The sequence below is a fragment of the Virgibacillus oceani genome, from assembly GCF_014638995.1.
Classification (GTDB): domain Bacteria; phylum Bacillota; class Bacilli; order Bacillales; family Amphibacillaceae; genus Virgibacillus_E; species Virgibacillus_E oceani.
In genome coordinates this window covers 50,924-76,763 of the sequence record NZ_BMFR01000001.1, presented here as the reverse complement: position 1 = coordinate 76,763, position 25,840 = coordinate 50,924, and the positions used below count along the sequence as shown (strand labels likewise).

Sequence of the window (25,840 nt, the reverse complement as noted above, 5' to 3'; positions counted from 1 at the left end):
CTTGAAGCTAACTTCTCCGTCTATCATCCGGTAGATACAAATTACAATTATTCAGTTGACGTCTTTTGCTTTCTACTTAAAAGGGCAACAACTAGAGCAAATACAACAAAGACACTAATAATCGCACCAATAAATATCCAATTTAGACCTTTATCTTGTTCAATTGTGTAAATTGCTACCGATTCGCGATCAAGTCCAATTCTATATTTGCCATGATCATTTTCACGAACGATATCACCACTTAATAAGTCTTCAAGCTGCATTCCCTCCGGCACATCTGTAATGGAAACATCCTCCGTTTTTTTACCATTGTTGATCGCAACAAATATAGTTGTATCTTCATTTGTTCGTTTGAATACGCTTATTGCACCATTTGAACTGGCCAATTCAAATTTCCCGTCTGCCGATAATGGGAATTGTTTACGAATTGTTGACAATCTAGTAATAAAATCCTGCAAATCTTGATCACCATTATTGAATTGTACTAATCTTTGCACCTCTTCTGGTGTATTGCCATCCATTGGAATCGCCGATCCTTGATAAACCATTGGAACTCCCGGAGACATATACATGTAGGTGAGGGCAATTTTCCACGTCGTTAATGGATTTTGACCATTTTTAACAATTTCACGTGTAAATCGGGTTGTAAACTTATTATCGACAAATAGTAACCCCGACCTTTTACCAATTGATTTCCATTTGTTGTAAAGGTTTTTGACTGGGGTTCCCGCATTGGCGAACACATTTACCATTGACCCTTGCATTACTTTATTATCAATTAATGGTATACCTGCATTCAAATACTCTTCCGTTAGATCATCCGCATTTAAAACACTTCCTGTTAAATAAATATCCGGTTTAACTTTTTTCACATGAACAACGAATTCATTTAAAAACTTGATCGGCGTTTGATCAATTGCGTGGATGTTATACCCATCAATATTTGCCTCAGTCAGCCAATAATCTGCCGCATTTAACAGCAAGTCTTTAACTTCTTTATTTTTTAAATTTAGTGTTACAGTTTCATCTAACCACATTTTATCGCTTACCGTGGTTGGGACTATTTTACTAGGATCGTCAGCAAAAGGATGGCTTTTTGCAACATAATTTGGAACAAATTCCAAAATAACCTTCATGCCACGATTATGTGCCTCTTTTACTAGCGTCTTTAAATCGTCCAATGTCCCAAACTGTTCCTCCACTGCAAAAAAATCCTCGATCCAGTAGCCATGATAGCCGTCCGAGGCATTTTTCATAATCGATGATAAGGAGATAGTTGTAAAGCCAAGTTGTTTGAGATAATCTAACTTATTAATAATCCCCTGTATATCACCACCATGATATGCTGTTGGATCATCAACATCTACTTGGTCACTAAGCATTGGATCACCATTATTAAACCGATCGACGAAAACGGTATAAATAATTTCTTCATTAATTGGGGCTTCAGAATGTGTTATGTTAGTCCATCCAAAAAATATCAGTAATATTAATATAAGCGATGCTAGCTTTTTCATAAAATTGATCCTCCAAAAGTTTTATACTATGTTCTATTAATCTTTTAACCAATATTCAATAACCCCTAATCTAACGTTTGAAAAAAATACAGTAAAGACAGTCTACTGAATCCCCATCATTATTCCAAAGTAGATAGATAGGACCATTAATAAAGAAGAAAATGTAGAAATGAAAACGGATCTCTTCCTTGCAGCAGCGATAGTTGTTAACACCATAAATAGTAAACCTAATCCAAATAATAAGAAACTCTCAAAGCCAAAGGATGTTGTAACATTGATAATTTCACTACTAGTAGCATTTTGCATAGAATTTATAATTTCCCCATCATATAATGCACTGAAAAGAGGGGAAGCACCTTCAGTTTTTATCAAAAGACTGATTTGGTGTGGCGGCCATGACTGCCCCATAAACGCTGTCAGGCCAAATACAATTAATGCATAAACACTTTCTAATCTAGCCCATGTTAATGGATTAAATGAATCATGATTATGCTTTTTCCTAAACAGAATCCCATTAATTAAAGCAAATAATACTAGCGAAATAATAAATATATGCTTTAGAACTAGGACTTGTCCATAATTAATGACAAGACTATTTTGATATTCCTGTAAAATTGAAGCGTTAGGATCATCATAGGAATTGATATCAATTTGCATTGTAAAATAGCCTGCTACAACTGTAATAATTAGGCAAGTTAAAGCAACAGGAGTGAACCATTTCAAAAAGGTTAACCAATTCGATTTATTTTTAGAAAACCAGCTAACTACAAAAAGAATACCTATCCATATTGTAATAGACAAAAAATGAAGGGTATGAAAAACGAATCCTTGCCATTCTGTAATGGTTGCCGCATGGCTTGATTTTGTATAACCAAAAAGCATTAACAATGCAAGTACAATTGCCCATGTCTTTAAATGTACCTTTGTCTTTAAATTTTTTGCTAGTAATACACAAATGAGAATAATTGAGACAAAACTAATAAATAGCCAAGCTTTCCCAATTTCAAAAGTAAGCACCACGTTTTTTAGAATAAACCAGATATCCTTGTCACCTGTTAATACATAGGCTGTACGAAAAACCGGGAGAAAAGCTGCTAAAGGTATCAAACCGGTAACTATATAAATTACCTTTTTGGGTACGTACATAGGAGGTTTTTTATCTTCAGGTACCATAAATAAAATCAAGGAACCGATAAGAACTGAGAAACAAATGTACAGTATAAACTCAGTTAATGAAACTAAAAACATTTTAATATACCTACCTTTTATTTTTTACGCTTACCTACAAATGTTGAAATTAATAATACCAAACCTACAATAATTAGAAATATAATAATAACACTTTCTAAAGAAGATTGATCACTGTCACTCTTCGTCTGTTCGTTGGATGATTTTTGTTGTTCTACACCTTGGTTATTATGTTTGTTATAGTTAATTGCAGAGTTTTGATCATCTTCTGATTGAGTGACATTATCTTCAGGTTCTTTATTTTGGGGTTCTGCGATTGAAAAGGAATATTGGTTTTCAATAAGATGACCATCAGCTCCAACTATTTTCCAATTTACTTGATATGAACCCGGTTTTAAAAAATTATTAAATTTTGCCTCTAAAACTTCGTTGGTTATATTTATAGTTTCTGGTTTGATTTTTTCTTTCTCACTATTTACTAGATAAAGTGTACTTCCATTTTCAACTTTAGTGTTAAAATTTAATGCTATACTATCTATTGTTTCTTCCAATTGCTCCCCATTTTCAGGTGTTGCCTTTTCCAAGACGGAATGCGCATTGGCTTCATTAACTGGGAATTGACTAAATAGCAATAATGTGATTAATAATAAATAAGAACTTCTAATTTTCAACATGTAATCTGCCTTTCAATATATTTTTGTAGACTCAGTAATTTCTGATACTTATCCTTACAATTGCTATAATAGCATTAACTATCTGTAAAGTGATTCCTTACACCTAACTGTAAGAAAGTTGTCACACATAAACTCTTTAATGCTGAAGTAATATGTTCAATCATATAATAACCTCCATCGACTTCTCGGTGGAGGTTGCTTATTGGTATTTTCACTAGATGATTTTCAATGCCCATGATCATGCCTATGAGATGAAGATTCATGATCATTCTGACACATTAGCGAATCATCATGCGGGTGTTCTTTACTTTCCATCTGAATCGTTACGTGACCAATATTTTTATGCTCTAAATCATGTTCAATCGTTCGTAATAGCTTTTGACTTTCATGAACAGATAATTCTCCGTCTACAACCGCATGGCAAGAAAGTGCATTTTGTCCACTTGTAATACTCCAAACATGCAAATCATGTATACTTATGATATCTTTAGTGTTTTCCATTGTATTTATGATATCATCTAAATCTACATTTTTCGGGGTTCCTTCCATCAACACGTGAACCGCATCTTTTGTAACTCTCCAACCACTTATTAATACAAGAATAGCCACAATAACACTCGCTAGAGGATCGGCCCAAACCCAATCGAAAAATATAATTAACAATGCAGCAATAATTGCACCAACAGAACCAAGCAAATCACCCAATACATGGAGAAAAGCGGCTCTTAAATTTAAGTTTTCTTCTGTATCGCCTTTCATAAGCATCCATGCAACAAGAATATTTACTACCAAGCCTATGGAGGCTATAATTAACATTCCAGTTGAGGCTACTTCAGGTGGGTTTGAGAACCGTTGGAACGCTTCATAGAAAATGTAAATTGAAATCAGTATGAGGGTGACCCCATTAAAAACTGCTGCTAGTATTTCAAATCGTTTATAGCCATAGGTTTTACTATAATTAGCCACTTTTTCGCCTAATGTAAAGGCTAATAGACCAACTCCTAATGAAATGGAGTCACTTAACATATGACCAGCATCAGATAATAAGGCAAGGCTATTGGTAATGAATCCTCCAAATGCTTCGATAATCATATAGACCGTAATTATGATAAAACTTATCATTAATGCCTTCTTGTTTGCACCATGAGTATGGTCATGGCCATGATCATGTCCCATTTTAAATACCTCCTAAAAAGTTGTTTATTTATATATTTATACATGTTCATATAACAATATTAACGAAATGGATTTTTCCATCATTCAATACTAACTATGACAAGCATGGTCAATCGTTTGCTTTAACATATGCATTACATGTTCATCATCGTGGGAATAATATAATGTTGTACCTTCTCTTCGATACTTTACCAACCGAAGATTTTTCAGAAACCGCAATTGGTGAGAAACAGTTGATTGTCTGAGCTGCAAATTCTCTGCTATTCCATTTACAGGGTATTCTTTATGAAAAAGCAAATGAAGAATTCGAATTCTGGTCGGATCACTTAATGCTTTGAATGTTTGTGACACTACAAATAATGTTTCCTCATCCAATTCCTTATCACTTTCTTTTTCCGCATTTTCATTGTGTTCTTCCATTAATTTTCCCTCACTTTTAATTCTAATTCAAAATTTTTATGTATAACATCCAACCCAATATTCAAAAAAGGTTAACTAATATTCATTTATATACCTGCATATATTAACATATGCTCATATTGTATATGTATCAATCCTAATTGTCAAACAACTATTGATTTATACATGTATTATATTTGATTGTCACTAGTAATATAAAATGAACACAGTCTTTTTTAAGGAGCGATTAAATGAGTGCAGCATGGATGATCGGGGCGTTCGCTTCAGCTATTGGAATTGGTGTTGGTGGTGGACTAGCGTGGATAATGAAAGGTGTTCAACGGGGGTTTAATTTTATTTATTCATTGTGTGTAGGACTAATAATGGGGCTATTATTTCTAGAAATGATTCCAGAAAGTATTGAGCTAGGAGGATGGATTGTTTTGGTATTTGGAACAGTAGCGGGGATATTACTTTTTATGTATATACATCATTTGATGGGTAAAATTACAATTATTACAGACAGTCATCAAAAAGATATCTTTGTACGTTCCGGTGTTCTTTTAACAATGAGTATTGCGATTCACAATTTCCCTGTTGGCATTGCACTTGGACCTACTATAGGTACAGACATTGGAAATTTGATGTTAACCACACTTGTATTACATAACATACCAGAAGGAATTATTGTTTTTACACCATTGTTCTTAGCGGGGTTTGGTTTCCTTACTTGGATTTTATTCACAACAGTTATCGCAACCCCTATTGCAATCGGTTCGTTATTTGGTCGTTTTTTTGATGTTGGAATGCCGTTATCACTTGCATTTATGATAAACCTTGCAATTGCTGTAATTTTTATGGTTGCTATAAAAGAGATTTTTGGGGAGGCGGTTAAGAATTCCTCTGCATTATATTGTTCGATTATTGGAATATTTGGATTCGGGATTATCTATATATATCTATCTTTTTTGAATTAAACTGCTAAGAAAAATAATGTGACCCATCTGTTTAGATTTGGGTCACAATTTATTTTTAAAAATAATATTTTAAATAAGGCAATCTACCTTGTGAATTTTGATTTAAAAAACACGGAATGCAGCAACAACAACAGAATTAAACTTATGGTAAAAAATATGATGCTTGCATTGAATGGAACATTAATAATGATAAGCTGTTGGATTATGGATACTATCATTATAACCACAAGACTTATTACAGTTTTAAAAAGCACTTGCTTTAAGTTTCTCGACCTTTTATATAGTCCCGTAATTGTAATAGCTATAAACCAATAAATTACTACTATAAAGGTAAATAGAAACATGGTTCGAAAATTAGCAGTTGTAATTAGACTTGTAATGTAACCCACTACGAAAAATAACACAATGTAAATCAAATTTAGTAAGTAGCGTTGAATAAGCGGTAATCTATTTGGCATAAGTTCCCCTTTCATTTCCAATTCATTTAAATATCATAGCCCGAAATATGACTTCGGAAAGGCCTGACAATTTGCATAAAAACATATAACAACATGAAGTGAGAAAGCCTTTCATTCGGTTCGAAAAATTGTGTTGAATACCACACCGTTTATAACAACTTATGTAAATAATACATGAATATATGTTCATATTGCACTTCAATAAAATAACAATATTTTAAATAAAATGCAACTACCTACAATTTATTGTCAAAATATGTTCATAAATATGCAAATCTACTTATTGTGTTTCAGCCCGGTTAGAACTTCCCTAATTTTCTCCCCCTCTATATAAGACTAGATACATATTACTTACCATTCCGGTAAAAATAAATTTGAATAAATCCAGTTCACCACCATAAGCAACAGATCTTCAGTCAGAATAATTTTCATTAAACTCAAATAACAAAAAAAGAGTCGCCAATAATATATGAGGACATTTTGCTAGAACCTATACAGTTTTAATTGAACAAAAATCAAGTATTGTTACAAGGAGTGGTTAAAATCGGGCAACAACAGCATATTTTACCAGAAGAGATAAGTATCATTGTTGTGGCAATCGTAGTAGGAACGTTAGCAAGGGCTTGGGTCTTAAAGGAAGATTATCGCCAATATCCAAGCTATCCCAATGGCGTACTAATAAACATAATTACTGGTTTTGTAGCTGCTGCATTAGGCGCTGTTGCCTTACCTGCACTAATGAGTAAAAATTTTGTTGCGGTAACGTTTTTAACATTGGCATTACAGCAATTTAGAGATGTAAGAAAAACAGAAAAGGAAAGCCTAAGTGATTTAGAACATACGGAATACACGTATCGGGGAAGTGCTTATATAGATGGTATTGCCAAAACATTTGAGTCGCGAAATTACATAGCTTTCATAACTTCTTTTTTTACATCCTTAACAATCAGCATCCTACCTTTTAATATATGGATAAATATTGCGGGAGGAATTTTGGTCGGATTGGCTGTATTTTTCTTTCTTAAACGTTTCACAAAAGGGAAAACAATTGGTGATATTGCACAGGTTAAGCCCGGAAAGGTTGAAGTTAAGGATTCAAGCCTTTATGTTGATGGAATTTATGTTAGTAACCTTTTAGGTACAGATAATGCAGAAAAGTTGTTTAAAGAAGAAGGAATGGCTGTTGTAATTTATCCGAACGAAAATCATTTTCGTATCAATCTTGATAATTTCGGTCAACGACAGGCTGCCCTTTTTGAAGCAACAAGGGCATTAGGGAATAAACGATATAATTTTACAAGGAAGGATTATGAAAAGGGCAGGGTTGTAATAACCCTTGTACCAATTAAACAGGATATTGATGCCTTAATTGAGGTTGTAAAAAAGTGTCCACTACTAGAAAGTGCAAAAAAATCCCATGATGTAATGAAAGCAAACTTGAAGGAGGAAAAATAATGGGACGGGAGTCATCAATGAAGCCTAACTATGAAATTTTGGCATATATTACACGGAATAAAGAACGTGTGTTAAATGGTTCTAGTCTTGTTCTATTGGCTGACTCAGAGGAATCATCCAAGGAAATGACAGTTGATATCGCAAAAGCAATGAAAGCGGATGTTGTTCATTTAAAAAATGGGGATTATATGATTATACGGGTTTAAATACTGGGGCCGCCGTCGTTAAAGCTAAATTTATGAACATTTTTTACAATACGATTTTATTATTTTCTGCGGAAAAAATTTGACAAATTTCGTCCGAAGGTTCGATCAAGATAGATGGCTATGACTGCTGTCAAAAATAACACAACAGTATCCCGAAAGATATGAGAAAACCTCATTTCCTTACTAATAATATAGCTTTTTATTTCTGACCAAGTATATATTCTATAATTAAGAAGTGGATTAATATTATCACTTAATTGTTGATTATTGGACACTAAAACATCATATGAAAATAAGCGACTATTATTAAGGAAAGGGATATTTCCATAGTAGACACTTATGACTAATGGGACAACAAGGAAAATCAATACAAACAGAACGATAACTAATTTGAAAGATGTTCCAATTTTCCTTTTCATTAGTATTCACCCCCATTTGTAAAATATATTATATAATAAGGGTGGGTTATGACTAATAAGTAAATCTGTAACAAAACTCTAAGTTACGTAAATTTCAAACGGTGTCAAAAAGCGAGTAATGACTAAGATTAACACTTTGGTTTAATTTGATTCGACATGCCCATGAACATCATATATGTTATTTTCCTTCATTAATTTCTTTTCCACTTTGGAAGAAATATCATGGGCATCCTTAATATCTAATGCGGAGTTTACTAGAATTACAGTATCCACTACTATGTTATTCCCATAACTGCGTGCCTTTAGATCTTTTACTCCCTTTACTCCCTGAACATTTATTATTGACTTCTTATAAGAATCCATTAAGCCCTGATCAAAGCCATCCGTTAATTGGTGAGATGCCCCACGGAAAATATCCCATGCAGTTTTACAAATAAGTAGCCCAACAATAATGGTTGTCAAAGGATCAAGCCAAGGCAAATTAAACTGTGAGCCAAATATTCCAATTGCCGTACCTATACTTACCCACGAATCGAATAGATTATCCTTTGCTGCAGCCATTACTGAGTGACTGTTTATTTTTTGAGCCAGTTTTTTATTATATCGATATACAAAGTACATAACTACTGCAAAAAATACACCTGTCCATGCCGAAATGATATTAGGAGAATTATTTCCACCTTGATATACCAAGGTTATGGCATCAACTAATACTTGAATACCCACAACCATCATTGTAAATGAGGCTACCAGTGAAGCCACCATTTCTGCTTTCCAATGACCATAAGGGTGATCCCCGTCGGCTGGCTTCTGTGATAATTTCAGACCTATTAACACAGCAATAGATGCAATTATATCTGTTGTATTATTTAACCCATCTGCTTTAAGTGCCTCCGAATTACTTATATTTCCGATAAATAACTTCAGAGCAGATAAGCATATGTACGCAATAATACTTATTATTGCACCACGCTCTCCCATTTTTAGATTGCTATATTTTTGTTCATCCATCGTGATCCATTTAACTGCTTGAACATTGTATAAGGCAACATCATGTGGGCCTATAGAAGCCTTTTTAGGATCAGGAAGGTAAGTAAGGGTTATCTAAAAGAGTTGCATTCAGGAAATACTAGTGTACTAGGCAACTATTTTAATTAAAAGCAAATAACCCCTACCCGTTGTTGAATAGGAGCCATCGGTTATGGACTTAGTACAGAAATTGATGAAGATAAACTTGATACGATTGGTGGGGTTTTTAATCAACAGAGTGAAGCAAAAGATAAACAGTGATAATTGAATAACTTACCCGTCCACATCTTAATCCCTATAAGCGTAAAAAAAAATTATAAATAGCAAGATTTCATTAGTCAAGCATTTTAAACAATCGGATCGAATAATGCCATCAAATGCTTGTTTCTTCTTGTCAAAACATCAACATTTAACATTCTAAGCGACATTTTAATTTCGTTATTTATTAAGTATTTTTCTCGCTGCATTATGAGCGCTTTTTGCAAAAGGATTATGTTTTTTTTGTTCTAAGTATTTTACAGATATAGATACATCCGTGTTATTCATTTCTTTTTCCTTATATAATCTAATCATATCGATTTGTAACTTTTGTAAAAAAGTATTTCTTCTAAACGATAATTCTCGTTTTAAATACTTTTGGATGTCTTTTAAGTCAGAGAATATAATTACATTCTTACACGATCTTTGCAAATACTTCTTAAAGTTATTCAGTGCAAATACAACTGCTTTTATTTCACAAAACATATTATTATCATAGCATTCTCTAGCTGGATAAATCAGTTGGTTTTCAACTATAATATTGCCATTACATATGTATGAACAAGCAGCTGACATTTCACCAATCCCCATTTTCAGAGAGGCATCGCAATATACATATAAAGTATCATTGCTAAAATATTGTTTATAGACCTCATTTTTGATTTCTTTAGGTATATTTTTTTCATGTTCACCCCAGAAATTCAGTTTTTGCCCTGCTCTTTTTACATTCCCTTTGAATCTGATTCTTTCCACCCCCTATCTTTGCGAAAGTTTGTAAGAGAAAAGAAATAATTTCTTTTCCTTCTTTACTCGCACTGGTTATAAAGTTTTTAAGTTTCATACTACTTCACTAACCACACAACCTGCAAGTTTATTGTCAATCTTACTATTTCTAAACAACCAATTTATCAAAGCTGGTTCAGTGTAAAATTCCTCTACCATTACTTTCCCTTCCAGGAATAAAAGTACAAACTGAATGTCCAGTGTGACAGTACGTCCATTTATTTCTTGAAAATTTAATATTGTGTTTGCTATTTGATAGTTTTCGATATCGGTTCCAAAATCCTTTTCATAATGATCAAAATTTGGATTTCTATTTGTCCCTAATATTTCTTTAAAAACCCCATAGAAATCAGTAATGTTCTCGCTAAAAATGTTACTTTCTAACCTCGCTACAACACCTGAATCTGTAAAATTAAGATCATAAAGTTCTAAATCCACCCTCACATTTAGCACCTTATCCCATTCGTTTGCTGTTAGATGTTGATTGGAGGTCGCTTTAAATTCCTTTATGATACCAATGGTATAAAAAGTCCCCATCTTTCTATTTCTCCTTTCTGACAAATGTCGGGCATTTTTTCAGGAATTACAAAAGCAGTAAACTTCCTTCCCATACCCTCTTTATGCTGATTTTTAGTTGCACATATAAATGAATTATTGGTAAAACCGAGTGGAACTGCTGATTCGCCAAAATACGTTGTAACTTGTTGAACAGTGTATTTTTCCTCTAAACTGAACCATAACAGCATTCCTTTATCTTATAATCCAAATTGAATATATCGTTACATTTCAAACAAAGTAAAAGTTTCATTTTATTCCCTACCATCAAAATAATTCATTATTTATTGCCCTCAGTAATGACTTATTTGCCGCCAATTCATCCGGATACTCAAATTCCGTAATTATGTAGTAGCCACTTTTTGTGCTTGTTACCAGAAATCCTTCCCTAAGTAAATTATTAACAGCGCGTCTTATTTGCGTCTTTTTTATTTTCGTTTTTTGGGCTATATCTCCAACTTCTAATTTTACAGTGCAATTCTCATTTTTACATGCAACATAGCAAAGATAAGCAAATACAATAACATCAGCCCCCCTTATGTCTCCGATATTTTCAGCTGCAAAAGCGCTCGTTGGTACGGTGAATTTTTTACCATCTGTTACTGTTTTAGCACTTATCCACTTATCTTTAACGTAAAATCCATTTTGCCCCATATTGGCGGTGGCATAACAATGTATATCGATATATAAATCTTCGTCAGTTAGAGATCTTTCAAAAAATGTTATAGGTAATTCGGTTAAAGTAATCATAAATCTCCTTTCATATAACAAAACCTTTTACAAAGAGGTGAATCATTGATAAATAACAATTCACCCACTTTTGATTTTAATACAGCGCTATCTTATACGTTTTTCGATTGGCTTTATTATAAACTCTGTTAATATTTTTTTGGGATTCTTCATTACTAGACCTAACAATTTCTATATCTTTGTCTTTTGCCACACCAGTATCCTTTAAAGTTGCACCAATCGAAGTAACTCTGTAGCCATTCGCACCTAATACCAGCATAATTTCGGCAAACAGTTCTGATGAAAGACTTTCGTGTGCTTCCTCAGTCATAATTTCTTCATTATTCGATTCAACAAGCGATGATACGTCTATTACAATTTTGCCCTTATATAAATTCATATCGTTAGCTCCTTTATTACTTATTTCTTGGAAGTAACACATTGTTTATTAAAAATGTAAAAGAATCACTAAATGCTGCCTTGTAAGTAAACTTGCTTTGATTAAAAAACTGATCAAAAAGATTCGATTTAATATCTTCCATCATCTCATTTTTCGTCTCTTCATCTAGTGGTTCAGTAATTGACGACAACTTTTCCTCCAAATCATTGTAAATAGCTTCAAAAAACAAGACATATTCTTCACTATTAATAATTTCCTCTAATCTTGTTTCAATTAATTGATACATAGCATTCTGGAATCCATCAATCAATTATAATCAGCCTCCCTTTTCATTCATATCATGTATTTATTCATATAAAGAATAACACGTAATTTATTGATTGTAAAATGAAAAAACAGTACGATTAGAGAAGAAATTATTAATTAGAGAATGATGAGGAATAATAATGAATGAATTAGAACTTGGTCGATTAATAAGACAACTGAGAAGAGAAAGAGAATTAACTATGATTGATTTTGCCAAACGGATTGGGGTTTCTCAACCCTCCCTGTCGCGGATTGAGAGTGGAAGCCAAGAACTGTCCTTCCCCCTACTTTCCAAAATTTGCAGCGAATTCAATATGACTATAAGCGAGTTTTTCTTCCGGCTAGAGGGTAATAGCAAACTTCATGATTTACAATTAAAATTCAACACCGAGGAAACAAGAAATATTGAGGATGAATTAGAAGATAAATTACATAAAATGATTTCAACCCTTTCCATTGAACAAAGAAAAGCATTGTACGTTTTTTTGCTTCCGTTTATAAAAGATTAAAATTCAATTAGGATTAATCGGTGTAGAGTAAGTACAGTTTTATAGTTCTTAAGCATCCTGAGTGCCGCAATCATTTGTACATTAACATTCGATTAAATATTAAAACTTCACTACAAAATTTTTTCAAAGAGATCAGCAAAGCTATTAAAATATGATTCCCTTCTAAGTATAATATTAAAAATTATCTAGGAGGTTTTTTAATTGTTATCAATTAAGGCTGTATTTAATAATCAAAAGAGCAACTATGTATTGGATGACTGTGATGATATTCATTTGAGATGGTATGAAAATCTCACTGACAACACTTTTGAATTCAAGTACTTTGACGAGAAAAACAATACATTTAAAGTGTGGACAGAACACTTAATCCGATTCCATGACTTGATTTTAGAATACTATTCAAAAGGGTATCTTCTTTGTGAACTTAAAGTCAACATATACAAAAATCATGATCATACACAAGATCGGACCTCATTTTCTAGAACTCATTTTTGCAAAAACTATAGCGATTCTATGTATCGAATAAAAGAGGCATTAGAAAACTATTGTGGTACAAATGAAAATGATTTAAATTTCATAAATTATGTACTAGCTAATTCAAAACTAACTAATGACGCCATTATGCTGCTCCATTTTGATTTGTTTGACATAATGGATGAGTCAGTTATCAAATTTAATAAAAATGAAGAAGAACAACTGAAAGAACAGACCAAATCCCTTTTGAAATTACCTTATTGTCAATATGGAAAAAATGAATTGAAAGAAAAGGATATTTTCGATAAAACTCATTACCGGTTATCAAAATTATTAAAAGACTCCAACTGCCTTATAATAAAAAAAGCAAACAAAATCATAAATGACTTTCCATTTTCCTTTTTAAACAATAATTAAAAAATCAGGATAACGAATAAAAGGTGTTATACTTTTATTCGTTATCCTTTTTCTATTGATAGAAATATGGTTTCAAATTATATAACATCGTGTGAATTGTTCCTTATTCATAGTCCCAGGGGTCATCAAATTTTCCTAGTGGTAAAAGGAGAACAATAGGCTTCCTACCTCCCTGTAACTGAATTTTATTAAGTTAATCATATCCTTGATCTTCAATGGCTTCTTTCATTTTTTTGTCCACATTTGATTCATCATAGCTAACTTCCACTTTACCGTTTTCTAGGTTTACCTTTACGTCACCAATGCCCTCTAATTCTGTAAATGCGCCATTAACTGCCATTTTGCAGAGACCACAAGTCATATATTTTACATTTAAAGTCATAGTTTTAACCTCCATAAAAATACCGTTCCAATAGCAGTGCGTTTGAAACGACAGAAACGAGACTAAACGCCGTAAGAATTTGCACATCGTCTATTGATTAAGCTTAATAAGGAAAATTAATTTTAAATTGTCATAGAATCTGCATAGAATCTGCATATTTGTTGGAAAGAATATTAAGGAATCATAAAAAGGAGGAAAATCAGCATGATGTTATACTCAAAAAAATTAATAATAGGAATATTATTACTGATGACAATGTTTATCCTTGCTGCGTGCGGGAGCGGTAATGACGAAACACAAAATGATAGCGAGAGTACAGATTCACAATCTAGTTCAGAAAAAATGAGTGAAAAGGACATGAGTGAAGACGAAATGGAAATGAATCACTCTAGCTCTGGAGAAGTTCCTGAAGGATTGAAAAAAGCGAAAAATCCTGCGTTTAAGGTGGGAAGTAAAGCAATCATTGAATCCGACCATATGAAAGGAATGAAGGGTGCTGAGGCCACAATTGTTGGTGCCTATGACACAATTGTCTACGCTATTTCCTATACTCCGACAACAGGTGGAGAGCGAGTAACAAATCATAAATGGGTCATTCAGGAGGAAATTAAGGAAGCGGAGGATGATAAACCATTGGAACCTGGAACAGAAGTCACTATTGAAGCAGCGCATATGAAGGGGATGGACGGCGCAACCGCAGAAATAGATTCGGCTAAAAAAACAACTGTGTATATGGTTGATTATATGCCTACAACTGGTGGTGAAAAGGTTACAAATCATAAATGGGTAACAGAGAATGAGTTATCCCCGGTTAAATAAGATAAGACGATAAATAAAAGGTATGCCGGGCGAATCCAGCATACCTTTTATTCTAATTATTGTAGACCTTTCCTGACCTTTATAAAATTCTTCACTATTTATATACTTACGCGCGTAACATTTATACCTTACCAATGAATACCATTCTTTTAATAAGGTGGCTTACTTATAATGTTAAAATCTTCAATCAAGTGCTTGGTTGATATTATAGCAGTGACTTAATAATTGGCATTTGTCCATCAGAAATTATCAATCTTTCAGCCAATTTCAGAACCTTATCACGTTACATTCTTATGTCTACGATAATACAAACTAAATACCCCCAAAACTATAATCACTGAAATTACAACAACATTGAGGGAATCCATTTCAAATCCCGGGTTTGAGTTAGTATTTTCGACTACAGTATCCATTCCACTTTTTTCATTTTCTGTTTTAACTTGTTTCAATTGGAAAGAGTTGATTAAAGTACCTTCTTGATTAATAATGCTTAACGTTCCATTTGAATCCATTTCTTTGCTTACTTCCCCCTCTAAGGTATGCGTATATGTTAACTTTCTAGGTGCCTTATATTCCCGATTGTTCACTTCAAAGATTTCTCCCTTGGATATACTGGACCGTTGAAAATGTTCAAATCCATAGTCTAAAAGATTTATAGTGTCCGCATAGGCCTCAGATTGTAAATTACTGTTTAAGGTTATGACAATTAAACTTAAATCCTCTCGTTCCGCTGTCGTAGCTAAAGTAAATCCTGACCGATCCACATATCCAGTCTTACCGCCCGTTATCCCGTCGTAGGGTATTTCCCTCATTAGCTTATGATGTGTATAAAGTGTTGTATCCCACGATTCTCCATCCCACTCTAACTCTTCTGTTCCAAAAAGTTTGCGAAACACTTCATTTTGCATCGCATATTGAGTTATTTTTGCTATATCTTCTGCGGTTGTAACATGATTGGGATCAAAAAGACCGTGCGGATTTTCAAAATTAGTATTATGAACACCAACTATATTTTTTAAATACCTGTTTATGTCAGAAGAAAACTGTTTGACACTTCCACTTAAATGTTCCGCAATTGCTACACCTGCATCATTACCCGAATTAATCAATAATCCTTGAAGTAGCTTCTTTAGTGTAACCTGTTCTCCTTCCTCCAGATAAACCCTAGTTCCATCTACATTTCGGGCCTTTTTGCTAACCGTTACAATATCGTCGAGATTACCTGTTTCGATTGCGTAAATGGCCGTGGCAATTTTGGTCAAACTTGCTGGATACATTTTTTCATCGGCATTTTTTTCGTAGAGTACAGATCCATTATCTGCATCAATCATAATTGCGGCATCACTTGATAACGTTGGGATAGACTCATCTGATCCTGCAAATGTTTTCATAGAGAAGTAGACATTTAGCATAACCATAGCTGTCATCATTATCATTATCTTTTTCACGAAGGTACCTACTTTCTTGTGTTATGTTGATTCAAAAGTTAAGTTATTGTATCTCTATCAGATACAGTTTTCAGATGATAGTTTTGCTGATAAATTTCATGCCCTTTACCTGTGATAATAATCCAATCACCTGGAACACTTTGTTCCATTGCCTGTTTAATAGCCAAGGTTCGATCTGAAATAATGACTCCACTCTCATTTCCATAATTATTATTGAAGCATTCAATCAACTCAACCATTTTTTTGTGGGAAACAGAATTTAAATCATCAAGTGTCAAAATGTATTGATCACTTAATTCAGATGCTATTGACAGCATCTCCTGCCATTTGCTGGAGTCCCTATCCCCTCTAAAACCGAAAACATGAATTAGTCTTTTAGCACCACATTGTTTCGCAGTCCTTAAACAGTGAAAGATAGCATCTGGAGTATGTGCATAATCAACTACTGCTGTTGCACCATTATCTAACCCTATAACTTCAAATCTACCTTCTACCCCTTTAAATTCATTGATTGATGCCAGAATACCTTGTTCATCAATATTTAATAAGTTTGCGGTTGCAACCGCCATTAAAGCATTGTACAAGTTATGAATACCTGGTATGAAAGGGCAAATGCGAACCAAATCATTTTTTACTTTAACCGTTATCCCAGAGTTTCTTATGTTAATTATTCTTAAATGACTACTTGCAGACTGACCTATCGTATAGAGTTTATTTTTCACTTTCCCTTTCAGCAATTTGACCAGCCTCTCGCCCCAAAAATCATCAATATTAATTACGGCACATCCATTATCCTTTAGCTTCTCAAATAATGAAGTCTTAACCCGAAAATATTCCTCCATTGAGTTATGATAGTCGAGATGATCATGACTCATATTTGTAAATAAACAAAAATCAAACTCCACCCCTTCCACACGGCTTTGCATTAACCCATGAGATGAAACTTCCATAATAACGACATCATCCTTACTTGCTGATAGGATTCGTTGCAAAACTAGAGAACTTGGGGTAGTATTTACGCTTTGGACAATCTCACCGTTTATAACATTTTGGTTCGTCCCGATGATTGTACACGTCAAACCACTTGTTTCCAAAATGTGCTTTAACATATAACTGGTTGTTGTCTTCCCATTGGTCCCGGTAATTCCGATAACGTTTTTTTTCTTAGAAGGATTGCTATAGAAATTACTGGCTATTACCCCTAAAGCCTTCCTACTATTTTTTACTTTTATGTAAGGTACAGGTAATCCAGCAATATCTCCCTCACCTATGATTACAGAGGCACCATTGCAAATAGCCTCATTGATATATTTATGACCATTTGTTTTAAAACCGCTAATAGCTACAAATACAAATCCCTTCTTAACATCCATCGATCTATCAGCTATCCCAGATACAACAATGCTTCTATTATTATCCATGTCTCCGGACTCAATCTTCAATTTGTTTAATAGGTGATGTAATCTCATTCTACATTTGACCCTTCCATTTCAGAGTATGACTCACTCTAAAGTCTAAATTTTTTTTGTGCAGAAAGTGTGTGGATTAACAGTTCGTAATAAACGCTTAATTATTGTTAATGATTTGTAATAACTTGTTTACTCTTTCGTCATATTTTCTCTATAAAAAATGCAAACTTATAACATATAATTTGTTCCAGCATTTATTGCAATGCCGATAAAGTCGCTAGATTCCTTCAACTACCTTCGTGTAAATGAATGACTTGCAGGAAGGTAGTTTCACTTTATCAACAAAGACATATATAACAGGAGAATAGTACATGTGTGGTATCGTTGGTTTTGTAAATAACAAAAAAGTATTTGATAAGAATGCCGTAATACAGGAAATGATGGACACCATTAGTCATCGAGGTCCAGATAGTGATGGACATTATTCCGATGAATATACAACGTTAGGGTTTAGAAGGTTGCAAATAATTGATTTAACAACCGATGCAAGTCAGCCTATGTTCAATGAAGATAATTCCGTCGTTTTAGTTTTTAACGGCGAGATCTATAATTATCAAGAATTAATGGACGACCTTATCGCAAAGGGACACACATTTCAAAGTTGCAGCGACAGTGAGACGATTATTCATGGTTATGAGGAATATGGCGTTGACATTTTACAGAGATTACGGGGGATGTTCGCATTTGCAATCTGGGATAAAAATGAAGACACTATATTCCTTGCTAGGGATTTCTTTGGAATAAAACCACTATATTATACCGAGAACACAAGTGATCATTCATTTATGTTTGGTTCCGAAATTAAATCGTTTTTGAAGAACCCAGCCTTTTACAAAGAATTAAATGAAAAAGCTTTGAAACCCTATTTAACGTTCCAGCATTCACCTCTTGATGAAACGTTTTTCAAAGGTGTTTATAAGCTGAAACCTGGTCATTATATGCTGTATAAAAAGGGCAATATGACGATACAGTCCTATTGGGATGTTCAATTTGAGGAAAAAGAAAACAGTTTGGAATTCTATATGGAAAAAATTAAAGAAACCATGCGGGAGTCTGTTCGTTACCACAGAATAAGTGATGTTAAGGTTGGATCGTTTTTATCTGGTGGTGTTGATTCCAGTTATATTACAGCATTATTAAAACCAGATAAGACTTTTTCAGTAGGTTTTGAGGATTATGAGGGGATTTTTAATGAAACGAATCTTGCAGAAGATTTATCTGCTATTCTAGAAATTGAAAACCACAAAAAAATAATTAGTGCAGATGAATTTTTCGATGTGATTCCAACGATTCAATATCATATGGACGAACCACATGCAAATTTATCATCAGTTCCACTTTACTTCTTATCTGAATTAGCAAGCAAACATGCAACCGTTCTATTATCGGGAGAAGGCGCGGATGAAATTTTCGGTGGATACGCATGGTACGAAACGTCGAATACGATGCGAAAATATGAAAAAGTACCATTTTTTATTCGTCGAGTGGCCTCTAAAGTTAGTGAAAAATTTCCTAAAAAACATATCACCAGCTTTTTGGTTAAGGGTGGTCAACGAACAGAAGAGAAATTTATTGGGCAAGCTAAGATTTTTGAAGCGGAAGATGCTCTAAAAATCCTAAAAGATGATTTCAAAGATGCACCAACACCGGAAGAAGTTGTGCGCCCGTCTTATCAAAACGTGCAAGGCAAAAATGAAGTGACGAAAATGCAATACGTTGATATGAAGCATTGGTTGCCAAACGATATTCTATTAAAAGCGGATAAAATGGGTTCTGCACACTCTATTGAGCTTCGTGTACCATTTTTGGATAAAGAAGTGATGGAGATGGCTTCTAAAATCCCTGCACATCTTAAAGTAAATGACAAAGATACAAAATACGTATTACGTAAAGCTGCCAGTGAAGTTTTGCCAGATGAATGGGCGAATAGACCAAAAGTAGGATTCCCGGTGCCAATTAAAGATTGGCTAAAGCAAGAAAAATATTATAATCGGGTAAAAGCGTTATTTGAATCAGATATGGCAAAGAAGTTTTTCCATACCGAAGAGCTTGTAAAGTACCTTGATGAGCATTTTGATGGAAAAGCTAATCGCCAACGGTATATCTGGACCGTATATGTATTTCTTATATGGTATAAGATGTTTTTTGAAGATGATAAGCATAATCATCAAGAATATAAGCATAAAAAAGACCGTATGCATGAAAAAGTTGCTACATCGGTATAAGCTGTATCTTTAGGAGAATTGTGCAATGAAATTGATGATTAGAAATTCTTTACTCTTCTTTTTTCTATTCATGTCCATTGCATTGGTGGTTATTTACAAAGGTCAAATTTTAAGTATGCTCTACGAAGTTTTTGATAAGGACGAGAGTCGATTAACGATTGTAAATGTTGATGCAAAAACTGGAAAGCCAATTAAAAATACAGAATACAAAATTATTGATGTGAAAACAAATAATACTGTAGAGATACTTAAAACATTTAGTAATGGGCAAGTAACCTCAAGCTTGTTAGACACTGATACTGCCTATAAAGTATTACAAACAAATGTGATAAAGCCATATAAAATCATTGATAAGCAGTACATTGTGGAATTAAATGATAACTTTAATTTGTTAATCACAAAAAATCATATGCCAAAATATATCAAGGACTATCATTTGACACAGGATAACGAAATAAAAATTACTGATCTACAATTAACGGTTGATACGGTTTTACAAAATCCCGAACTGCCTAACGGATGCGAGGTTACAGCATTAACCGCTGTTCTTAAATATTACGGTTATGAAACATCAAAAACCGTTCTAGCTAACACCTACTTGCCAAAATTATCATTTACGCGTAGTAATAATAGGCTATATGGACCAAGCCCTTACGAAGCATATGTTGGTGATCCTAGCAGAGATCCAGGGGGATTTTTCAGTTATGCCCCTCCTATAATTAAAACAGCTGAAAGGTTCTTCAAGGACGTGGAAGGTAATCATACTCCCAAAAACATAAGTGGTAGTACACGTGAAGAAATACTGAATATGCTTAAAAAAGGTGTACCTGTTATCGTTTGGATAACAAGGGATATGAAAAAACCACATATTGATTATTCATGGTATATTCCTGGAACGGAAAAAATATATAATGCACTGTCTAATTCCCATACAGTTGTCCTTACTGGTTTTAATAAAGATTCCGTATATACTATGGATCCGCTAAAAGGGCAAGTAACCCATTATACTGATACGTTCTTTAGGGTTTATAAACTGGCAGGTAGTCATGCGATGGTTATTCGCTAAGTACTAATAAGGTGTGTTGATTTATGTATGAAACTTATAAAATACAGAATAAATGCAACCAATTCACTGACACTGGTCTGACTTGCACGTTAAATAATGGACAATCAATCACAATTCCAAAATCAATAAGAGAAACAGTGCCATTGATGCCTGGGGATGAAGTAACAGTTGGCTTAACCAACAGCTTACAGGAATTAATCATCCGCAAATATAACAGGGCATCATTAGATAATAAAATGATAATAAGTGAAAGGGGAGGAATATGGATTCCAAAAGAATTAAGAAAATCCTTATGCCTGAGAAAAGGTGATATGTTTCAGGTCTATGTCTCAAATTCCACACAGCTTATTAAGCTAACGAAAGTCATATAAATTAATTTAGTAGCAAATCAGCCTCAATTTTTTTGGAGGGATTTGACACATAAATAAGATGTATCGGGAAATTTTATTTTACATTGATTGTGAAACTAAACATTTTCTAAAACTTTAGAAGCAGACTGGTTTGCAACGCCAGTCTGCTTTCATTTTTATGAAGTCACCTCAATCATTCCCGTCATCCCTGACTCTGCATGTCCAGGAATTGTACAAGTATAACGATATGTACCTGGTGTGGTTGGCGTAAACGTAATTTCCTGCTTCTTCCCTGGTTTACTGTGAACATGAATTTGATTATGGTTGCCTTGATGATCATGTAATGAAGAAGATTTCACATTCTCTACCTTTATTCCTATTATTTCTAGATCATGTTCTACTTCCCCAATATTATCTAAAACTACTGTTAAACTTTCACCGGCAGCCACCTCTATTCGATTTGGTGTAAAAGAAAATTCGTCTGCCTTTATTACCAGATTAGTAGGATTCATACCGTTGTGTTGATGATTGGTGTCATTTGACATGTTTGAAGCGGAAACAAGTGGCCCCAACTGGTTATAACCAATGGAAAATAGTGCAAATATACAGAGGATAATTAAGGGGTGACTTAACAACCCTTTCCTCTTCATAAATTCTTGATCCATCATTCGAAATAGAATTAAAATCGTTCCAATGAACAACAAAAACATAATTTTTATGATTGAATCCTGAAAATTGGAAGAAATCATTACCCCAAGCATTGCTCCCATCATGCCACCCATTACCCCTGAAAGTGTTCCGTCTAAAACTGCCATTAAACTGATCGGTAGTCCCGCCAGAAAGCCGGCTAATAATCCTATCGCCATCGACAGTACAGTAGAATAAAACAAATTATCAGCGTAGAGTATACCTAGAATTACCCCGATAGTTAATCCTGTACTCATCCCAAGTACCATAGCAATCATCATTCCGGTCATACAAGGAATCTTCTTCCGGTAATAAATAGTGTTCCAAATAATCACGATTGATAAGGTGAATACACCTATAAAAGTAAGATACAATGGAAGTGTCATATAATATCCCCTCTTTGCCTGTCCTTTTATGGTCCATTATTAAAATATATGATTACTTTCATCGTTAATTCATGAAATCTAAAAAACAGCACCTACTGCTAGTGTGCTGCCCTTTTATTCAAATATAAGATTCTCAACATAATCTATTGTCATTTCTTCCCCATTGACACAAAATCGTGCCTTAACGTATAGGTTGTATTTTCCTTTTTTGGGAGATGCAAATGTAAACGCGTCTTGGGGATGATAACTCTCGCCTCTACCTAAAATTGTTGAAACAGGTCCCCCTGTAAAATCATGGTTTTTAACCTTAAATGATACAGATATTAAGGGAGTACTATGTACAATTTTAACAGAATCCTCTCCCATATACTGAATCGAACGAAATACTTGTACCTCATTATCTATGTCTTCAATTCTTATATGCAGTATAAAATCATCCACTTGCTTTGAAATAGATTTATTGGAAACTAATGTTGCATCATTAAATTGGAACAACCAATACAGGAAACACATTAACCCAATAATAAAAACCAACAATACTATTGCAACTTTTCTAATAACATTACCTCCCATCCCGAAATAGATGGAACATATCACCAAATGACCCAAATATCAGTTATATTCCCCATTTTTGTTATTGCTTATGTTAGAAGCTACAAAATCATAAGTAAACACAATTTTCCCATTTGGATCTAAATTGTTGAATCAATGAGTCTAAGATACTAAATTATACCATTCATGACTTTATACCTTATAAGATTAATAATTAAATATGCAGTTTTGGTGAATATTTGATTAAAAGCATTTAACAAGGAAATTACAATAATGACGAACCTTTTGGTTAAAATCACTGTTGGGTGCGTGGGTTGATTATTAACGGATTAAGGCAAATAGTCAAAGCGAAGTTTAAAGGGGAAAATTAATTAAAGTATTTCAAAAGATAAATTGGAGTGCAGAAATAAAAGTATCTCCACACTCCAAACAGTAAGACTAGACTGCCATTTTACGGCATTCTTCAGCACATTGACGACAAATTTTTGCACATTCTTGGCAATGTGTATCCTTCATTTGTTCACATTCTGTTGCACATTGCTCACAAAGAGTTGCACATAAGCCACACAAATTAGCTGAAAATGTGCTATTTCGTGACATAAATTTTACTGATTCATTACATATGGCAGCGCAATCATTTAATGTTTGAATACATTTAACCCTTGCCTGTACATCGGGTTCCTGCAAACAAGCCGTGAGACATTCTTCACATGCCCTTAGACATTTAAGGCAGGATTCAATACATTCCTCCATATTTGTTGGTGATGTTGATAATACTCCCATTTATAGTCCTCCTTTTTACGTATCAATAATTATGTTGTTCATTGTTATGGGATTTATACTTGACCCAAACGTGATCGATATTATGCCATTTTACCTTGATACCTATCATGACTATAAGAAAATAATTTAAATGGATTGAAAAAAGGTATGTGGGGACATCCACATACCTTAAAATTTATTGAGGCTTATTATCTACCTTGCCCGTATCCGTATAAAATTCCTCGAAATTATTATACTTAACAAGCATTACCATACCACTTGAAGCGTGATGTAGGTCATGGCAATGGAAGAGCCAGTTACCAGGATTATCTGCAATGAATGCTACCTCATATGTCTCCCCAGGTTTTACATTTAGTGTATCTTTAATAATTGGTGAACCCTCAAGTGGCTGCCCGTTCTTGCTCAACACTTGGAAGAAATGACCGTGCAAATGCATTGGATGAGTAGATTCATCCATGCTATTATTCGTAAGTGTTACTTTAACCTTATCACCTTTATCGATTTTTAGTGGTGGAACATTAGGATAGGTTTCACCGTTTATCGTCCATGCCATTCCCATATCTTCATTACTCATGTCCATCTTAGTCCCAAGATCCATTGTGTATTCCACATCAAACTCATCTTCCAAGGTGAATTGTGCTTCGGCATCCTCACCAAGCGTTGTTAAATCAACCTTAGTGGACGGTTGACTATGTTCAATCTTTTTTCCATTACCTTCCTTGTAAACAACGTCAATTTTCATGTCTTTGGCAGCATCCATTTCACCATGACAATCAATTGTGAAATCACCACTGCCATCCGCTATAAATTTAATATCATAACGCTCGCCAGGAGCGACTTCCAATACAGATCCTTTTTGAATTTCCGGATTATTTACTTTTTGACCGTCAACATGGGTTACTTTATAATCAACTGGAATATGAATTTTATGAACCATATATCCAGCATTCACAAACCGCAGTTTAACCTTATCCCCTTTTTTCACTATTAATGGTTTGTTCTCTTTATAGGTTTTTCCGTTAATAGTGAAAATATCATAAGAACTCATGTCATGCCCCATCATACTAGAACCTTCTGACTCAGAATGATTGGCCATATTATCCATATCTCCCATGTCCATTCCTTCCATATCCATACCGTGGCCTTCGTTGCCTGACTCCCATTCATCCAAAACAAGTGTATAATCTCGATCAACATTTACACCTTTCTTTGGTTCCACAATAAACGTACCGTATAACCCTTTATCAATTTGTTCTACTCCATTTTGGTGCGAATGATACCAATAGGTTCCTGGGGTATTTGCAACAAATTCATACGTATAGGTCTTCCCAGGTACGATGGCATCCTGCGTAACACCAGGAATTCCATCCTCCGTATTCGGAACAGGAACACCATGCCAATGGATAGTAACAGGCTTGTCTAATTCATTTGTTAAATTAACCCGTACAAGCTCCCCCTCTTTAACACGAATCTGCTCACCCGGAACCGTTCCATTATATGTCCAAGCAGTAATTGTTTTATCTGGGCTTAATGTCCATTTAACTTCCTTTGCCGTAAGATTAATTTCATTTACCTTTTTTTCATCAGTATCTTTAGCGCTTGCCTGATTTGTCGTCTGGGACTCCACTTCCTCGCTTTGTTTTTCTTGATCATTGGATCCAGATGACTGCTGTGAACACGCAGCTAAAATGCTAACCATTATAATTATGATGAACAGATATATTTTTTTCATCTTTATAATCAT

Annotated in this window: 29 protein-coding genes; 9 read left to right on the top strand and 20 right to left on the bottom strand. The window is 34.0% G+C overall.

Annotation, left to right across the window (positions count from 1 at the left end; translation table 11 throughout):
• Positions 1 to 47: 47 nt before the first annotated feature.
• The 5 genes from IEV74_RS00410 to IEV74_RS00390 all read right to left on the bottom strand — a co-directional run bounded on the left by IEV74_RS00410 (position 48) and on the right by IEV74_RS00390 (position 4,975).
• Positions 48 to 1,517 carry an alpha-amylase family glycosyl hydrolase gene (locus IEV74_RS00410; protein WP_188453375.1) on the bottom strand — a complete coding sequence of 490 codons (1,470 nt, stop codon included), beginning with the start codon at positions 1,515 to 1,517 and terminating at the stop codon, positions 48 to 50.
• Positions 1,518 to 1,619: 102 nt separating this feature from the next.
• Entirely contained in the window at positions 1,620 to 2,663 is a 1,044-nt protein-coding gene (locus IEV74_RS00405) for a CopD family protein (RefSeq protein ID WP_229683024.1), read from the bottom strand.
• Between the two features lie 119 nt (positions 2,664 to 2,782).
• Positions 2,783 to 3,379 carry a copper resistance CopC family protein gene (locus IEV74_RS00400; RefSeq protein ID WP_188453373.1) on the bottom strand — a complete coding sequence of 199 codons (597 nt, stop codon included), beginning with the start codon at positions 3,377 to 3,379 and terminating at the stop codon, positions 2,783 to 2,785.
• A 225-nt stretch (positions 3,380 to 3,604) separates the two neighbouring features.
• A complete protein-coding gene (locus IEV74_RS00395; protein ID WP_188453372.1) occupies positions 3,605 to 4,555 on the bottom strand; it encodes a cation diffusion facilitator family transporter in 951 nt (316 codons plus the stop codon).
• Between the two features lie 90 nt (positions 4,556 to 4,645).
• A complete protein-coding gene (locus tag IEV74_RS00390; protein ID WP_188453371.1) occupies positions 4,646 to 4,975 on the bottom strand; it encodes an ArsR/SmtB family transcription factor in 330 nt (109 codons plus the stop codon).
• Between the two features lie 230 nt (positions 4,976 to 5,205).
• Here IEV74_RS00390 and IEV74_RS00385 point away from each other — a divergent pair, with 230 nt between their 5' ends.
• The 3 genes from IEV74_RS00385 to IEV74_RS00375 all read left to right on the top strand — a co-directional run bounded on the left by IEV74_RS00385 (position 5,206) and on the right by IEV74_RS00375 (position 8,050).
• Positions 5,206 to 5,931 carry a ZIP family metal transporter gene (locus IEV74_RS00385; RefSeq protein WP_188453370.1) on the top strand — a complete coding sequence of 242 codons (726 nt, stop codon included), beginning with the start codon at positions 5,206 to 5,208 and terminating at the stop codon, positions 5,929 to 5,931.
• 962 nt (positions 5,932 to 6,893) lie between these two features.
• Positions 6,894 to 7,844 carry a YIEGIA domain-containing protein gene (locus tag IEV74_RS00380; protein WP_229683023.1) on the top strand — a complete coding sequence of 317 codons (951 nt, stop codon included), beginning with the start codon at positions 6,894 to 6,896 and terminating at the stop codon, positions 7,842 to 7,844.
• Entirely contained in the window at positions 7,844 to 8,050 is a 207-nt protein-coding gene (locus tag IEV74_RS00375; protein WP_188453369.1) for a capping complex subunit for YIEGIA, read from the top strand. The genes IEV74_RS00380 and IEV74_RS00375 overlap by 1 nt, the downstream gene beginning before the upstream one ends.
• A 59-nt stretch (positions 8,051 to 8,109) precedes the next feature.
• Here the strand turns inward: IEV74_RS00375 and IEV74_RS00370 are convergent, their stop codons facing one another.
• The 8 genes from IEV74_RS00370 to IEV74_RS00335 form a co-directional block, all read right to left on the bottom strand.
• Positions 8,110 to 8,469, bottom strand: coding sequence for a hypothetical protein (locus tag IEV74_RS00370; protein WP_188453368.1), 360 nt, complete (start codon positions 8,467 to 8,469; stop codon positions 8,110 to 8,112).
• A 141-nt stretch (positions 8,470 to 8,610) separates the two neighbouring features.
• Positions 8,611 to 9,480 carry a cation diffusion facilitator family transporter gene (locus IEV74_RS00365; protein ID WP_188453367.1) on the bottom strand — a complete coding sequence of 290 codons (870 nt, stop codon included), beginning with the start codon at positions 9,478 to 9,480 and terminating at the stop codon, positions 8,611 to 8,613.
• Between the two features lie 456 nt (positions 9,481 to 9,936).
• On the bottom strand, positions 9,937 to 10,509 hold the full coding sequence (locus IEV74_RS00360) for a hypothetical protein (protein ID WP_188453366.1): 573 nt from the start codon (positions 10,507 to 10,509) through the stop codon (positions 9,937 to 9,939).
• A gap of 84 nt (positions 10,510 to 10,593) precedes the next feature.
• Positions 10,594 to 11,076, bottom strand: a complete 483-nt coding sequence (locus IEV74_RS00355; protein WP_188453365.1) for a hypothetical protein — start codon at positions 11,074 to 11,076, stop codon at positions 10,594 to 10,596.
• Positions 11,046 to 11,285 (bottom strand): hypothetical protein, encoded by a 240-nt coding sequence (locus tag IEV74_RS00350; RefSeq protein WP_188453364.1) that lies wholly within the window; start codon positions 11,283 to 11,285, stop codon positions 11,046 to 11,048. The genes IEV74_RS00355 and IEV74_RS00350 overlap by 31 nt, the downstream gene beginning before the upstream one ends.
• A gap of 76 nt (positions 11,286 to 11,361) precedes the next feature.
• On the bottom strand, positions 11,362 to 11,844 hold the full coding sequence (locus tag IEV74_RS00345) for a hypothetical protein (RefSeq protein ID WP_188453363.1): 483 nt from the start codon (positions 11,842 to 11,844) through the stop codon (positions 11,362 to 11,364).
• A 76-nt stretch (positions 11,845 to 11,920) separates the two neighbouring features.
• Positions 11,921 to 12,223: a hypothetical protein gene (locus tag IEV74_RS00340; protein WP_188453362.1), complete on the bottom strand. Its 303-nt coding sequence runs from the start codon at positions 12,221 to 12,223 to the stop codon at positions 11,921 to 11,923.
• Between the two features lie 16 nt (positions 12,224 to 12,239).
• Positions 12,240 to 12,533 carry a hypothetical protein gene (locus tag IEV74_RS00335; protein ID WP_188453361.1) on the bottom strand — a complete coding sequence of 98 codons (294 nt, stop codon included), beginning with the start codon at positions 12,531 to 12,533 and terminating at the stop codon, positions 12,240 to 12,242.
• 136 nt (positions 12,534 to 12,669) lie between these two features.
• On the opposite strand from IEV74_RS00335, the gene IEV74_RS00330 reads away from it, so the two are divergent.
• Together IEV74_RS00330 and IEV74_RS00325 are read left to right on the top strand one after the other, a co-directional pair.
• The gene (locus IEV74_RS00330) at positions 12,670 to 13,038 is read left to right on the top strand and encodes a helix-turn-helix domain-containing protein (RefSeq protein ID WP_188453360.1); all 369 of its coding nucleotides are present in this window, start codon (positions 12,670 to 12,672) and stop codon (positions 13,036 to 13,038) included.
• Between the two features lie 201 nt (positions 13,039 to 13,239).
• Positions 13,240 to 13,929 (top strand): hypothetical protein, encoded by a 690-nt coding sequence (locus IEV74_RS00325; protein ID WP_188453359.1) that lies wholly within the window; start codon positions 13,240 to 13,242, stop codon positions 13,927 to 13,929.
• Between the two features lie 193 nt (positions 13,930 to 14,122).
• Here IEV74_RS00325 and IEV74_RS00320 read toward each other — a convergent pair whose 3' ends face one another.
• Positions 14,123 to 14,311 carry a cation transporter gene (locus IEV74_RS00320; protein ID WP_229683022.1) on the bottom strand — a complete coding sequence of 63 codons (189 nt, stop codon included), beginning with the start codon at positions 14,309 to 14,311 and terminating at the stop codon, positions 14,123 to 14,125.
• A gap of 204 nt (positions 14,312 to 14,515) precedes the next feature.
• On the opposite strand from IEV74_RS00320, the gene IEV74_RS00315 reads away from it, so the two are divergent.
• On the top strand, positions 14,516 to 15,130 hold the full coding sequence (locus IEV74_RS00315) for a YdhK family protein (protein WP_229683021.1): 615 nt from the start codon (positions 14,516 to 14,518) through the stop codon (positions 15,128 to 15,130).
• A 278-nt stretch (positions 15,131 to 15,408) separates the two neighbouring features.
• Here the strand turns inward: IEV74_RS00315 and IEV74_RS00310 are convergent, their stop codons facing one another.
• On the bottom strand, positions 15,409 to 16,578 hold the full coding sequence (locus tag IEV74_RS00310; protein WP_229683020.1) for a D-alanyl-D-alanine carboxypeptidase family protein: 1,170 nt from the start codon (positions 16,576 to 16,578) through the stop codon (positions 15,409 to 15,411).
• Positions 16,579 to 16,616: 38 nt separating this feature from the next.
• Complete coding sequence (locus IEV74_RS00305; RefSeq protein ID WP_188453357.1) at positions 16,617 to 18,047, bottom strand: UDP-N-acetylmuramoyl-L-alanyl-D-glutamate--2,6-diaminopimelate ligase; 1,431 nt, start codon at positions 18,045 to 18,047, stop codon at positions 16,617 to 16,619.
• A gap of 311 nt (positions 18,048 to 18,358) precedes the next feature.
• On the opposite strand from IEV74_RS00305, the gene asnB reads away from it, so the two are divergent.
• Genes asnB through IEV74_RS00290 form a run of 3 tightly spaced genes read left to right on the top strand, consistent with a single transcriptional unit; the run spans position 18,359 to position 21,709 of the window.
• Positions 18,359 to 20,272 carry an asparagine synthase (glutamine-hydrolyzing) gene (asnB, locus tag IEV74_RS00300; RefSeq protein WP_188453356.1) on the top strand — a complete coding sequence of 638 codons (1,914 nt, stop codon included), beginning with the start codon at positions 18,359 to 18,361 and terminating at the stop codon, positions 20,270 to 20,272.
• Between the two features lie 25 nt (positions 20,273 to 20,297).
• On the top strand, positions 20,298 to 21,338 hold the full coding sequence (locus IEV74_RS00295; protein WP_188453355.1) for a C39 family peptidase: 1,041 nt from the start codon (positions 20,298 to 20,300) through the stop codon (positions 21,336 to 21,338).
• Positions 21,339 to 21,361: 23 nt separating this feature from the next.
• Positions 21,362 to 21,709 (top strand): AbrB/MazE/SpoVT family DNA-binding domain-containing protein, encoded by a 348-nt coding sequence (locus tag IEV74_RS00290; protein ID WP_188453354.1) that lies wholly within the window; start codon positions 21,362 to 21,364, stop codon positions 21,707 to 21,709.
• A 155-nt stretch (positions 21,710 to 21,864) separates the two neighbouring features.
• On the opposite strand, the gene IEV74_RS00285 is transcribed toward IEV74_RS00290, so the two are convergent.
• The 4 genes from IEV74_RS00285 to IEV74_RS00270 all read right to left on the bottom strand — a co-directional run bounded on the left by IEV74_RS00285 (position 21,865) and on the right by IEV74_RS00270 (position 25,828).
• Entirely contained in the window at positions 21,865 to 22,761 is an 897-nt protein-coding gene (locus tag IEV74_RS00285; protein ID WP_188453353.1) for a cupredoxin domain-containing protein, read from the bottom strand.
• A 114-nt stretch (positions 22,762 to 22,875) separates the two neighbouring features.
• On the bottom strand, positions 22,876 to 23,334 hold the full coding sequence (locus IEV74_RS00280; protein WP_188453352.1) for a hypothetical protein: 459 nt from the start codon (positions 23,332 to 23,334) through the stop codon (positions 22,876 to 22,878).
• Between the two features lie 417 nt (positions 23,335 to 23,751).
• Entirely contained in the window at positions 23,752 to 24,096 is a 345-nt protein-coding gene (locus IEV74_RS00275; RefSeq protein WP_188453351.1) for a four-helix bundle copper-binding protein, read from the bottom strand.
• A gap of 175 nt (positions 24,097 to 24,271) precedes the next feature.
• The gene (locus IEV74_RS00270; RefSeq protein WP_188453350.1) at positions 24,272 to 25,828 is read right to left on the bottom strand and encodes a multicopper oxidase family protein; all 1,557 of its coding nucleotides are present in this window, start codon (positions 25,826 to 25,828) and stop codon (positions 24,272 to 24,274) included.
• Between the last annotated feature and the right edge of the window lie 12 nt (positions 25,829 to 25,840).

Excerpts from the sequence above, each read along its gene's own strand:
- IEV74_RS00365 (WP_188453367.1), bottom strand. The coding sequence starts at position 9,480 with ATGGATGAACAAAAATATAGCAATCTAAAAATGGGAGAGCGTGGTGCA.
- IEV74_RS00315 (WP_229683021.1), top strand. The coding sequence starts at position 14,516 with ATGATGTTATACTCAAAAAAATTAATAATAGGAATATTATTACTGATG.
- IEV74_RS00280 (WP_188453352.1), bottom strand. The coding sequence starts at position 23,334 with ATGGGAGGTAATGTTATTAGAAAAGTTGCAATAGTATTGTTGGTTTTT.
- IEV74_RS00320 (WP_229683022.1), bottom strand. The coding sequence starts at position 14,311 with ATGACTTTAAATGTAAAATATATGACTTGTGGTCTCTGCAAAATGGCA.
- IEV74_RS00385 (WP_188453370.1), top strand. The coding sequence starts at position 5,206 with ATGAGTGCAGCATGGATGATCGGGGCGTTCGCTTCAGCTATTGGAATT.
- IEV74_RS00350 (WP_188453364.1), bottom strand. The coding sequence starts at position 11,285 with ATGCTGTTATGGTTCAGTTTAGAGGAAAAATACACTGTTCAACAAGTT.
- IEV74_RS00340 (WP_188453362.1), bottom strand. The coding sequence starts at position 12,223 with ATGAATTTATATAAGGGCAAAATTGTAATAGACGTATCATCGCTTGTT.
- IEV74_RS00275 (WP_188453351.1), bottom strand. The coding sequence starts at position 24,096 with ATGGGAGTATTATCAACATCACCAACAAATATGGAGGAATGTATTGAA.
- IEV74_RS00270 (WP_188453350.1), bottom strand. The coding sequence starts at position 25,828 with ATGAAAAAAATATATCTGTTCATCATAATTATAATGGTTAGCATTTTA.
- IEV74_RS00305 (WP_188453357.1), bottom strand. The coding sequence starts at position 18,047 with ATGAGATTACATCACCTATTAAACAAATTGAAGATTGAGTCCGGAGAC.
- IEV74_RS00375 (WP_188453369.1), top strand. The coding sequence starts at position 7,844 with ATGGGACGGGAGTCATCAATGAAGCCTAACTATGAAATTTTGGCATAT.
- asnB (WP_188453356.1), top strand. The coding sequence starts at position 18,359 with ATGTGTGGTATCGTTGGTTTTGTAAATAACAAAAAAGTATTTGATAAG.
- IEV74_RS00345 (WP_188453363.1), bottom strand. The coding sequence starts at position 11,844 with ATGATTACTTTAACCGAATTACCTATAACATTTTTTGAAAGATCTCTA.
- IEV74_RS00400 (WP_188453373.1), bottom strand. The coding sequence starts at position 3,379 with ATGTTGAAAATTAGAAGTTCTTATTTATTATTAATCACATTATTGCTA.
- IEV74_RS00405 (WP_229683024.1), bottom strand. The coding sequence starts at position 2,663 with ATGTACGTACCCAAAAAGGTAATTTATATAGTTACCGGTTTGATACCT.
- IEV74_RS00410 (WP_188453375.1), bottom strand. The coding sequence starts at position 1,517 with ATGAAAAAGCTAGCATCGCTTATATTAATATTACTGATATTTTTTGGA.
- IEV74_RS00330 (WP_188453360.1), top strand. The coding sequence starts at position 12,670 with ATGAATGAATTAGAACTTGGTCGATTAATAAGACAACTGAGAAGAGAA.
- IEV74_RS00395 (WP_188453372.1), bottom strand. The coding sequence starts at position 4,555 with ATGGGACATGATCATGGCCATGACCATACTCATGGTGCAAACAAGAAG.
- IEV74_RS00390 (WP_188453371.1), bottom strand. The coding sequence starts at position 4,975 with ATGGAAGAACACAATGAAAATGCGGAAAAAGAAAGTGATAAGGAATTG.
- IEV74_RS00370 (WP_188453368.1), bottom strand. The coding sequence starts at position 8,469 with ATGAAAAGGAAAATTGGAACATCTTTCAAATTAGTTATCGTTCTGTTT.
- IEV74_RS00285 (WP_188453353.1), bottom strand. The coding sequence starts at position 22,761 with ATGACACTTCCATTGTATCTTACTTTTATAGGTGTATTCACCTTATCA.
- IEV74_RS00295 (WP_188453355.1), top strand. The coding sequence starts at position 20,298 with ATGAAATTGATGATTAGAAATTCTTTACTCTTCTTTTTTCTATTCATG.
- IEV74_RS00355 (WP_188453365.1), bottom strand. The coding sequence starts at position 11,076 with ATGGGGACTTTTTATACCATTGGTATCATAAAGGAATTTAAAGCGACC.
- IEV74_RS00290 (WP_188453354.1), top strand. The coding sequence starts at position 21,362 with ATGTATGAAACTTATAAAATACAGAATAAATGCAACCAATTCACTGAC.